The sequence below is a fragment of the Streptococcus sp. ELY_125 genome (assembly GCF_058314535.1).
In genome coordinates, this window is sequence record NZ_JBZFUM010000004.1 from 141,162 (window position 1) to 151,756 (window position 10,595).

Annotated in this window: 11 protein-coding genes; 9 read left to right on the plus strand and 2 right to left on the minus strand. The window is 35.4% G+C overall.

What is annotated here, in order from left to right; translation table 11 throughout:
* Positions 1-19: 19 nt before the first annotated feature.
* The 8 genes from AC4HAL_RS03265 (at position 20) to AC4HAL_RS03300 (ending at position 7,537) form a co-directional block, all read left to right on the plus strand.
* Positions 20-1,120, plus strand: a complete 1,101-nt coding sequence (locus AC4HAL_RS03265; RefSeq protein ID WP_491092962.1) for a glycosyltransferase family 4 protein — start codon at positions 20-22, stop codon at positions 1,118-1,120.
* Entirely contained in the window at positions 1,113-2,090 is a 978-nt protein-coding gene (locus tag AC4HAL_RS03270; protein WP_491092963.1) for a glycosyltransferase, read from the plus strand. Before AC4HAL_RS03265 ends, AC4HAL_RS03270 begins: the two co-directional genes overlap by 8 nt.
* A gap of 29 nt (positions 2,091-2,119) precedes the next feature.
* Complete coding sequence (locus tag AC4HAL_RS03275) at positions 2,120-2,842, plus strand: IspD/TarI family cytidylyltransferase (protein WP_491092964.1); 723 nt, start codon at positions 2,120-2,122, stop codon at positions 2,840-2,842.
* A gap of 9 nt (positions 2,843-2,851) precedes the next feature.
* Entirely contained in the window at positions 2,852-3,898 is a 1,047-nt protein-coding gene (locus tag AC4HAL_RS03280) for an NAD-dependent epimerase/dehydratase family protein (RefSeq protein WP_491092965.1), read from the plus strand.
* A 17-nt stretch (positions 3,899-3,915) separates the two neighbouring features.
* Complete coding sequence (locus tag AC4HAL_RS03285) at positions 3,916-4,956, plus strand: acyltransferase family protein (protein WP_491092966.1); 1,041 nt, start codon at positions 3,916-3,918, stop codon at positions 4,954-4,956.
* Positions 4,957-5,112: 156 nt separating this feature from the next.
* On the plus strand, positions 5,113-6,060 hold the full coding sequence (locus AC4HAL_RS03290; protein ID WP_491092967.1) for a hypothetical protein: 948 nt from the start codon (positions 5,113-5,115) through the stop codon (positions 6,058-6,060).
* 42 nt (positions 6,061-6,102) lie between these two features.
* On the plus strand, positions 6,103-6,435 hold the full coding sequence (locus AC4HAL_RS03295) for a hypothetical protein (RefSeq protein ID WP_491092974.1): 333 nt from the start codon (positions 6,103-6,105) through the stop codon (positions 6,433-6,435).
* 133 nt (positions 6,436-6,568) lie between these two features.
* Positions 6,569-7,537, plus strand: a complete 969-nt coding sequence (locus AC4HAL_RS03300) for an Abi family protein (protein ID WP_491092968.1) — start codon at positions 6,569-6,571, stop codon at positions 7,535-7,537.
* 490 nt (positions 7,538-8,027) lie between these two features.
* Here AC4HAL_RS03300 and AC4HAL_RS03305 read toward each other — a convergent pair whose 3' ends face one another.
* Both AC4HAL_RS03305 and AC4HAL_RS03310 read right to left on the minus strand, forming a co-directional pair.
* The gene (locus AC4HAL_RS03305; protein ID WP_491092969.1) at positions 8,028-8,639 is read right to left on the minus strand and encodes a Fic/DOC family protein; all 612 of its coding nucleotides are present in this window, start codon (positions 8,637-8,639) and stop codon (positions 8,028-8,030) included.
* Complete coding sequence (locus tag AC4HAL_RS03310) at positions 8,632-8,820, minus strand: hypothetical protein (protein WP_165213058.1); 189 nt, start codon at positions 8,818-8,820, stop codon at positions 8,632-8,634. Before AC4HAL_RS03310 ends, AC4HAL_RS03305 begins: the two co-directional genes overlap by 8 nt.
* A 388-nt stretch (positions 8,821-9,208) precedes the next feature.
* Between AC4HAL_RS03310 and AC4HAL_RS03315 the strand changes: the two genes are divergently transcribed.
* On the plus strand, positions 9,209-10,102 hold the full coding sequence (locus AC4HAL_RS03315; protein WP_491092970.1) for a Fic family protein: 894 nt from the start codon (positions 9,209-9,211) through the stop codon (positions 10,100-10,102).
* Positions 10,103-10,595 lie beyond the last annotated feature (493 nt).

Genomic DNA, 10,595 nt, shown 5'->3' on the forward strand with positions numbered 1-10,595 from the left:
TAAAATTTAGAGGATTACTATGAAAAAAATATGTTTGCTAAAGTATGATTTTAATACGGTTGGAGGAACTGAGTCAGTTGCTATTAAGTTAGCAAATGAATTAGCTAAGGACTATGAGGTTCATTTACTGAGTATTGCGACAGAAAGTGATGCTGTTTTTAAACATTTTGGGTTAAATGACCGTGTAATTTACAATAATTTTTATAATACTAAGATTCGTATTCGTAAAATCTTTTTCCCAACAATCCGGAAAATACGTTCGTATCTGGATACCCATGCTATAGATCTTCTCTTTTCCATCGGAGTTCAAGGTACTGCCTTTATGGTTTTTGGAAGTATGGGAACGAAAACCCAAACGATTGCTTGTGACCATATGACAGTCCACAATGACTATGGAAATAAGAGCTATGCCCTCCAACGCTGGTTGGGAGCTAAATATGCTCACAAAGTGGTGGTGCTAACGGATGAAAACCGCAAAGGCTATTGTGATAAATATGGAATGAATCCTGAAAAAATCACCTATATCTATAATTGGATTAATGAGGAAGAGAACCCTGGCTCTTACAATCAAGATTCTAAACAAATTGTGACGGTTGGACGTTTAGCGCAAGCCAAGGGATATGATATGCTTATGCCAGTGGCTAAAGATGTTTTGTACAAGCACCCCGATTGGACTTGGTATATTTGTGGTGATGGTCAGACGGAAATAAAAGAAGAACTGCGGGACTTTATCCATCGAAATAAACTAGAAAATCGCTTGGTCTTGAAAGGAAATGTCAAAGATATGTCATCAGTCTATGGACAATCAGCCATATATGTAATGACATCACGTTACGAGGGGCTTCCTTTAGTGCTTTTAGAAGCTAAACAACACCATTTGCCTATTGTTAGTTTTGCTTGTCCGACGGGGCCGTCAGAGATTGTTCGAAATGGTGAGAACGGTTATCTCATCCAAGATTTTAATGTGACGCAAATGAGTGAAAAAATTAACCACTTGATAGAAGACAAGCAAATTCGTCTAAGGTTCTCGGAAAAAGCTTATTTAGACATTGATAAGTTTTCAAAAGAAAAAATCCTTGATCAATGGAAAAAATTAATAAAGGAATTAACACATGACTAATAAACTTTTGACGATTGTTGTGCCGTCATATAATGCTGCGGAGTATTTACCTGAAACTATTCCAACTATGGCATCGGTAGCCTCTCCTGAACAATTGGAAATTTTGATTGTCAATGACGGTTCAGAAGACAACACCTTGGAAGTGGCTGAGGAATTAAAGAAAAAGTATCCTAATACTATAACTGTTGTCAACAAGGAAAATGGTGGACATGGCTCAACTATCAATACTGGTATCAAGGCTGCTAAGGGAAACTATTTTAAGGTTGTTGACGCAGATGACTGGGTAAATACTGAGAATCTCTCACAGTTAATGAGCTACCTTGAAAGAACAGATGATGATGAGGTGATTTCACCATATTATAAAGTTTATCAAGATACTCACTCAGAAGTACTAGAGACTTATCCAGTGTTACATCCTGAGAAAAGTTATCCCTATGAAGTATTTTTATCTGAAATCAATCAGTTACCTCTGATGCATTCTATTACAATAAAGACTGCTATCCTTAGAGATAATGTTATAACGATTGATGAAAATTGTTTTTATGTTGATTTGGAGTATAATACTTTTCCCATGCCATATTTGCGGACAATCTCTTATTTTGATAAACCGATTTACCACTATCGATTAGGACGTTCTGGCCAAAGCGTCAGTATGGAAAGTTATATCAAAAATGTGAAAATGCATGAGAAAGTATCCTTTGCGTTGATTGATTTTTATACTAACTACCATGAGAAAAGTGACATTGAAGATAAACTCCTCAAACAATTAATTCATGAAATTATTGGTATTCATGCAAAAATATATTTAAATATGCCTTATTCAAAAGAAGTAAAATCAGAGTATATAGCCTATGAAAAAGAAGTAGGTAGGTTAAACTCTTATTTCTTAGAGCATCATTATGGGAAAAAAATAGGTTTGTTACGCTGGTCGCACTATTATTTATTTTACTTACTAAATAAATTAAGCTAGTATTGAATCAATAGTCTAAAGGAGAAGTTATGAACATTGCTGTCATTATTGCTGGAGGAACCGGCTCACGAATGGGACAAGACATTCCTAAACAATTTATCAATGTCTATGATAAGCCTATTCTTATCTATACTTTAGAGTCCTTTCAAAACCATCCTCTAATTGATGTTATCGAAGTGGTTTGTATTGATGGCTGGCATGACATCCTCAAAGCTTATGCAAAGCAGTTCAATATCACCAAGCTGAAGTGGGTTGTTTCAGGTGGAGACACTGGTCAGGAGTCAATCCGCAATGGCGTCTATCATCTTCAAGATAAGGTTTCAGTAGAAGATATTGTTATCATTCATGACGGGATTCGTCCCTTAGTTGATGACAGTGTCTTAACAGATATTGTCCAAAAGGCAGAGGTATTTGGCAATGCGGTTACTTCACTACCCTACAACGAACAAATTTTTGTGGTAAGTGAAGATGATGAAACAACAACGACCCAATATATTCCCCGTGAGACATTGCGTCGTGTATCAACACCTCAAGCCTATCACTTTGGTCTCTTGAATGATAAATATCACGAAGCCTTTGAAAAGGAAATTGGTATTTATGGGTCATCTTACACCAATACCATGATGGTTGAACTTGGAGAAAGACTGCACTTTGCAGCTGGTTCTGATAAAAATATCAAGCTGACAACAAAAGATGACCTTGAAATGTTTAAGGCCTATCTCAAAGCAGATAAGGATAAATGGTTGAAATAAGGTTGAACTATGAAATTTTATAATCATGAATTATATTTTGATGATGTTTGCTATGCTACTAATCTAGATATAGATTGGCATCTCTTCCATGATTCGTCTATCCTCATTTCAGGAGCCACAGGACTACTAGGCTCCTTCTTAGTTGACGTTCTTGCTAGGAAAAATGAAGAGAACCATCTTAATTGTAAGATTTATGCACTCGGAAGGAACAGTGAAAAAGCTAAGGAACGTTTTCCTTTTTTAAAGGCGGACTTTTTTGAATTTATCACCTATGATATCAATGAGCCCTTGTCCTTTAATCAACCTGTAGACTATGTGGTACATTTTGCTAGCAATACCCACCCGCTGGCCTACGCGATGGATCCGATTGGTACGATAACAACTAACATTATTGGACTTAAGAATATGTTAGACTTCTGTGTTGAGCAGGGAGCTAAACGCTTTGCCTTTGCTTCATCCAATGAAGTCTACGGAGAAAATCGTGGAGATGTTGAACTCTTTAAGGAGGATTACTGCGGCTATATTGACTCCAATACCTTGCGTGCAGGCTATCCAGAAAGTAAGCGTGCTGGCGAGGCTCTCTGCCAAGCCTACAAAGAGCAAAAGGGTTTGGATGTCGTTATCCCACGTTTTACTCGTTCATATGGGCCTTCTATTCTCCCAAACGATACCAAGGCGATCAGCCAATTTATCTTTAGGGGGCTCAATCATCAGGATATTATCCTTAAGAGTGAAGGATATCAATATTATTCTTACACTTATATGGCAGATGCTATCGCAGGACTGCTCACGATCCTAACTAAAGGGAAATCAGGCCAAGCTTATAATATTGCTGATGTGTCATCTGATATCACACTAAGGGAGCTAGCCTATCTAGTAGCTGAGAAGGCTGAAACCAAGGTTATTTTTGAAATCCCAGATGCAACAGAAGCCAAAGGTTACAGCAAGGCTACCAAGGCTAGACTTGATGGATTAAAATTACGTAGTTTAGGTTGGAGACCGAGATTTGATATTCAAACAGGGATTGAGCGCACCCTAGCTATATTACAAGACTAAAAAGGGAGTAATGATAAATGAAGATTTATCATCCTATTAAGGAGCAAATATCCGAAAATAAAACATCACGGATTGATTGGATTGATTTTGGCAAGGGATTCACTATTTTCTTAGTTGTACTAGGGCATGTTGTACTTGGCCTCTATGAGTCTAAGCGCTTTAGTGCTAATGAAAGTTTCCTTTGGGGTGTTGTGCAAACACTCTATATTTTCCATATTCCTGTCTTTTTTGCTTTATCAGGTTATTTTTTCAAACCATTAGAAACTTGGAAAGGCTATCTTTCCTTTATTAAGAAAAAGACTATCCAATTAGGTGTTCCTTATATTTTCTATAACATCATCCAATATATTTTACAGAGCATCGGAGGCAGCTCAGTGCGGGATGCGGCTAGCTTATCAGATTTGTTAGCTATTTATAAAGCACCATTAGGAGTTTCTTGGTACCTATATATTTTGTGGGGGATCTTCATCGTGATTGGACTATTGTCCCTGATGATAAAGAATAAAAAGGTTTTGTTTTTTATCACCCTAACAATGTTAGCTTTTAGCAACCTTTTTCCAGTTGAGTTGATGCTTCCTCAACGTGTAGGACTTTGGGCTTCGATTTTCATTCTAGGAAGTCTATTGCGTGAGGGGAACGTTGAACCTTGGAAGGTTTGGGAAAGCATCTTGGGTGGTTCAATAGTCATTTACTTATTGTTATGGTTCTATTTAGATTTTAACCATCGCATCTCATATGCGTTGCCAAAGTTTTGGGGGATAATTTTCTTTTTAGTTGTCCCATTTGCTTTTACTGCTTTTAAACGATTTCCTAAAGGATCCTTCTATCATTATTTTGTCAATTATGGTACAGATAGCTTGGTTATTTATATCCTACATGCCCCTATTGTTTCGGTAGCACGAATTGTTCTTTTAAAGGTTGGTATTGATAATATTTTAATTCATATAGTTATTGGCCTTGGAGCTGGTTGGTTTGGTAGTCTTTTCGCCCTTTACTTTCTCAAAAAAATACCTTATATTGATTTTATATTTTACCCAACTAAATATTTAAAATTCTAATTAAAAAAATTTAGCTTAGGGAAAATCAAGATGACCATGACCAGATAAGAGCCACCTGTAAGGCCATAGAAGCTGTTATGAAATATTACTGTACAGTCAAGGCCGCTCAAGCAGCAGCGATAGAAGTGGTTAGAAAGTAACTTTTGTTGATCGTTTATGAAAAATAAATTTAATTTAATCTTATTAGCTTTGTTGATTATTTTGGTTCTTGTTGCCTTACCTTTCTTAATCCCTTATAAGTATCTGGATTATTGGAGTGGTATTTTAGGTGCCTTTCTTTCAACAGCAGGTGCTTTATTGATTATGTTTTTAACTATTCAAAATGATAGAAAAGAGCGTGAGAAGGAAAAACAAGAAATTATTAGACCCGATAACTTTATTGCTGAGTCTTTTCATTTATTTAAAAATTCTCCGTTGGATATTCAAAAAGAAATCTCTAGTTTAAAGCTGCCTCTTCATAATTTGGGTAATTCTGCTGTATATAATTTGGTTTTTCAATATAAGATAAAAAATATTGATGAATTTTTGATTGACTCTGATAGTGATAAAGAGCTTATTAGTAAAAGTAAAGAGGCTCTTAGACTTCTAATAGGAAAAGGTGAAATTGAAGAAAGAGTATTTGCTGAGTTGTTTCCTGAAGGTATGTCAATTACTAAAATGAAAAGTACTGAAGGAGATCACAATTCATTTTTATCGAAAATTTCTAGCTATGATACTAGAGCAAGAGACTGGCTTTATATTGATAATTTTATTGAAACGAAATCAATTACTTCAATTCTTAGGCCTTCGGATAGTGTTATGTTAGAAATTCCGGATGATGTAGTAAAAACCGTTTACTATGCTCTTAGATTTAGCTCACAATGGAAACCTGAGATTTTATGCAGACTGTATTATACAAACTATAAGCAAGAAAAATACAAAATTGAGTTTGAATTTGTTGTATCTACCGATATTAATTTGGCAGGTGACAATTATCCCTTGAGGATATTACTAGATAATCTTGATAAATCCTTAAGTGATATATCAGCACCATTATATCTTTTGGTAAAAAACTCAACCTTGCGTATTCAGAAGGTTGAGGAATATGAAAGAATATTATATTGACTTAGAAATAAATTTCACTCACACTATTTTTATGAGACTTACATGAAACGTATTCAATGGTTGGATTTTGGTAAGGGATTTACTATCTTTTTGGTGCTGGTTGGCCATGTCTTTAAGGGGATGCAAACCTCAGGGGCTTTTGAAGTCTACCACAACAGCTTTCAATTTATTATCCAGTGTTTTTATATCTTCCATTCACCAGTGCTCAGTGCCATTCGGATTATGCTTCTGCGGCTTGGAGTTCAAAGCATGCTCCTCCATGTCCTGATTGGTATTGCAGGCGGTTGGCTGATTAGCCTCTTTATCGCCTACCTCTTCAATAAGGTGAAATTTCTCAATTTCTTTGTTGCTCCGACTAAGTATATTAGATTTTAAAAATAATTATTTTAACTTTTATATTGCAAACACGCAGTGCGTGTGTTAATATATGTATAAGATGACAAACCCCCCACTTCCTTATGGACAGATACGTCTGACGTGGGGCTTTTTTTGTTGTAAAGGAGAAAAAATGAGTGATAAACCAGTTGCACTTTCATGGAAGGAACAGTTAGACCTTTTCAAAAGTAGAGGAATGATTGTCCATAAAGGTGATATTGATAAACTAAAAAATATTAGTTATTATCGCCTAAAGGAGTTTGCTCGCCCTCTGTCCACGGTTAAAAAATGCCAAAATCATACTGAAATCAGTTATGATGGGATAGAATTCAAAGAGGTTCTTAGCCGCTATTATCAAGACAAAAATTTGAGACTTTACCTGCTACACGCTATTGAAAAAATTGAAGTGTCCGTTAAAACTAGAATATCTTATGTCTTAGGAACTCACTATGGTGCTTTTGGTTATTTAAATTTTTCTTCTTGGTCAAATCGTAGAAAATATACAAAATTTCACATTGAAAAAGAACAGTTCTCAATTAAGAAAAGATTGCTAAAAATAGTTAAACGAAATCAATCTTCTGAAATGAATATTGAAAAAAATCTAGATCGTGATGGGTTCCCGTCGGTATGGCTAGGAATTGATTTATTGATGCTTGGAGATGTGGTTTCCATGCTGAAAATAATGAGTGAGAGCAACTTAAAACAGGTGGCTTCCTATTATAAATGCAGTGGGGAAGAGCTTGTCTCTTGGATGAAGTGTCTGAATTTTATTCGGAATATTTGTGCTCATAATTCCAATTTGATTGATATTAAGTTGACGACGAAACCTAAAATTAGGAAAGACTGGCAGGATTATCTTTACATTATTGAGAGTAAAAAGGGTAAATCTACTGCTAAAAAACCTTCCAATAGATTAGCTGTGGTTATTATGATAGTTGTTTATTTGGTGAAGCAAATTAATCCTAAGTACCAATGGAAGGACATCAAGGCTAGTATCCGTGGATTATGTAAAGATAATGAAGAACGTGCTTACTTACTTGGTTTCAATACGCTAGAATCAGCTAAAGACATCACCTCTTTGATAAAAAATAACTTTAGGTAGATAGGACTTCGAAATAAAATTTTAACTAGTTATTAGGTTTTGGAGGTATCTCTTAATTGGAAAAAGTTATCCAATACCGTGGCATAGGCCGATTAAACCAGTTTATGTGAAGTATGTTATAAAGATGATTGCTCGTTGCTTCTATTAAAGTGAATAGGTTCTTTATGACAAGTAGAAATAGTAGATTTGAGAATTTAGTACAAAATTTTTATAAAAGGAATCAATGATGGCAATATTGTCATCATATTCTTTACTAAGTTGGGGACAAGGTCCCCCAGTTTTTCTTAGCTCATATATTCATTTATCGTCGTAACTTAATTTTATAAGAAAAGCACCCCAAAAGTTAGATTTTGTGTCTAACTTTTGGGGTGCAGTTCATATAGCAGATGACAAAAGGATCTTTTTATAAAGGGTGCCATCAATGGAATATTATTGTGTACATTCAAGTGGAATTAATTAAATATAACAGCAGATAAGAAAGCAAACTAATTTACAATTTTTCAAGTATTTTACCAAGTAATTCTTCTAACTTCCCTAAGTCTCCATAGACTGTTCCGTCCATATAAAGATTATAAATGTCATCATCTTGTTCAACGCGTATTTGTGCCGAATATCCTTTTGATAGTGCTAAAGAACGGATGACTTCTCGTTGAGTTCGTCCGTTACCTTCTCGAAACGGATGGAAATAATTAAGGTTATCAAGGATTTTTGCTAATTGTTTAATAATCTCATCTTTTGAATTAGCCGTTTGATGATAGGTATGAATAAGCTGGTTCATATAGGTTTCAGCGGTGTTAAAAGATTGTAATGGCATAAAAGGATTACCACTTTTTGAAATATTAACTCTACGATATTGCCCTGCCCAAGAATAAACATCTTGGAATAAATAGTTATGGATAGCTAAAATCTCCCTAATAGAATTGACTTCAATAGCCTTTAATCGCAAATCTGCAAGTCGTCTAGTAACTAGAAGGTGTTCGTTTCGATAGGCTTCTTCAATATTTGTAATGTTTTGTTTGTTGATTAAGACTGTAGAATTTGAATAGGTGTATTGGTTATTAGGGTCGATGTACTCATAGCCTTCGTATTGATTTTTAACCAAGGTTCAATTCCTTTCGCCTGTTGATAACATAAGCTTTTAAATCAATCACATCTTGAACAGTCGGTTCATAATTTTCAATCATTGATGAACCGATGGCATACCAGACGGTATCAAAATCTGTAAAGTTATCAAAAGGAATCCCTAAAATTGTTAATTCTTCCTTATTTACATCAAGGGTCATAGCACACCTCCTTATATAACAGTGTCTCTATTGTACCATAAAATAAGTATGTTCACATGAAGAGGTAAGAACTGAAAGATAGATTGGGTTAAATTAAATGTAGGTTTTATCATAAAAAGAAATACTAGAGGTGTAGCATGGAGCCATATATCACAGAAGAAAGTAGGATTGAATAGGTTACACTAAACTAGGCAGAATTTATAAAGCGTTCTACACCTAAGTTAACAAGGAGAACCATATCCTAATATATTGGTGGAGAATATCGTCATGCAGTTTTAGATGATAACATAAAAGCCACTATTGTTCCGCAAATGTCTTAATGTTATTCCGCAAATAGACCTATTGTTCCGAAAATGCTACAATTGAAGTCAGAAAAGAGGTGGAGCAGATGTATATTACAGCACAAGAAGCTGCTGAACGTTGGGGAATCTCTGATAGGCGCGTGCGTACCTTATGTGTACAGGGGAAAATTGAAGGAGCCTACCGTGATGGAAAAATTTGGAGAATACCAGCGGATGCAGCACAACCAAGTGACGGTCGTTATAAAAAGGCTTCTAGTTTACTATCAGTGATTGAAGAGAAAAAGGCACTCCTAACAACAAGGAGGTCTTTGACTAGTGGTGAGCTAGATCGGCTAAATGAGGAATTTCTTGTGGAGTACACCTATAATTCTAATGCGATTGAAGGAAATACCTTGACCCTTCGGGAAACCGATATGGTGCTAAGAGGATTGACCATTGATCAGAAACCTTTGAAGGATCACCTTGAGGCCATTGGTCACAAGGAAGCCTTTCAATTCGTTCAAACACTGGTTTCAGAAAATCATCCTTTAACAGAGCAAGTCATTAAAGATATTCATTACCTTGTTCTGTCAGATAAAAAGGAAGATAGAGGTGTTTATAGAAAAGTTCCTGTTAGAATCATGGGAGCTGCGAATGAACCGGCTCCGCCTTATATGATACGTCCAAAAATGGATCAGCTTCTGCAAGATTATCAAAAGGATTCAAGCTCAATCATTACCAAGCTAGCCAAATTTCATATCAATTTTGAAAGTATCCATCCCTTTATTGATGGCAACAGCAGAACAGGCCGGCTTTTGGTCAATCTTGAGCTGATGAAAGCGGGATTGCCACCGATTGATATTAAATTTACAGATCGTCTATCTTATTATAAAGCTTTTGATGACTTTCATGCCAAAGGCCAAGTGTCTAGCATGGAAGATTTGTTGGCTAAGTATGTCAATGAACGTCTGGATGAGTATTTAGCAATGTTGGCAGAGTAAAAAAGAGGAAAACAAACCATTTATTGTGATAAGAATTTTCAATAAGGAATGATGTAGGAATTGGCGGGCAACGCATAATGTTCTAGCTGAGTTAAGTATATCAGTTGGTTGTTTGATTTTACTCCGTTATAACTTTCTAAATATGAATATTGTAGTAGCGATTTCATTCACTATTTAGCTGATTTTGCCAAACTAAAAGAATTGAATCCTGTGTAATACAAGATTCAATCCTTAGCATAAATTTATAATGGCTCTATAATTTCTGTAGTGGGTAATCCCACTTTGGAGATTATAGGGCTTTTTGACTACCAAAAAAGTCCCATAAGACTTATAATGAAAAGCGACCAAACCATCATTAGAAAGTTACTTATGAGACATCTTAAGAATACCACAGAATTACTCGGAATCAAAGACAAAAATATTACCTTGACACAAGCCGTTCAACACGATACCCATATCGAAGTCATCGCTACACTTGACTATCATCCTCCTA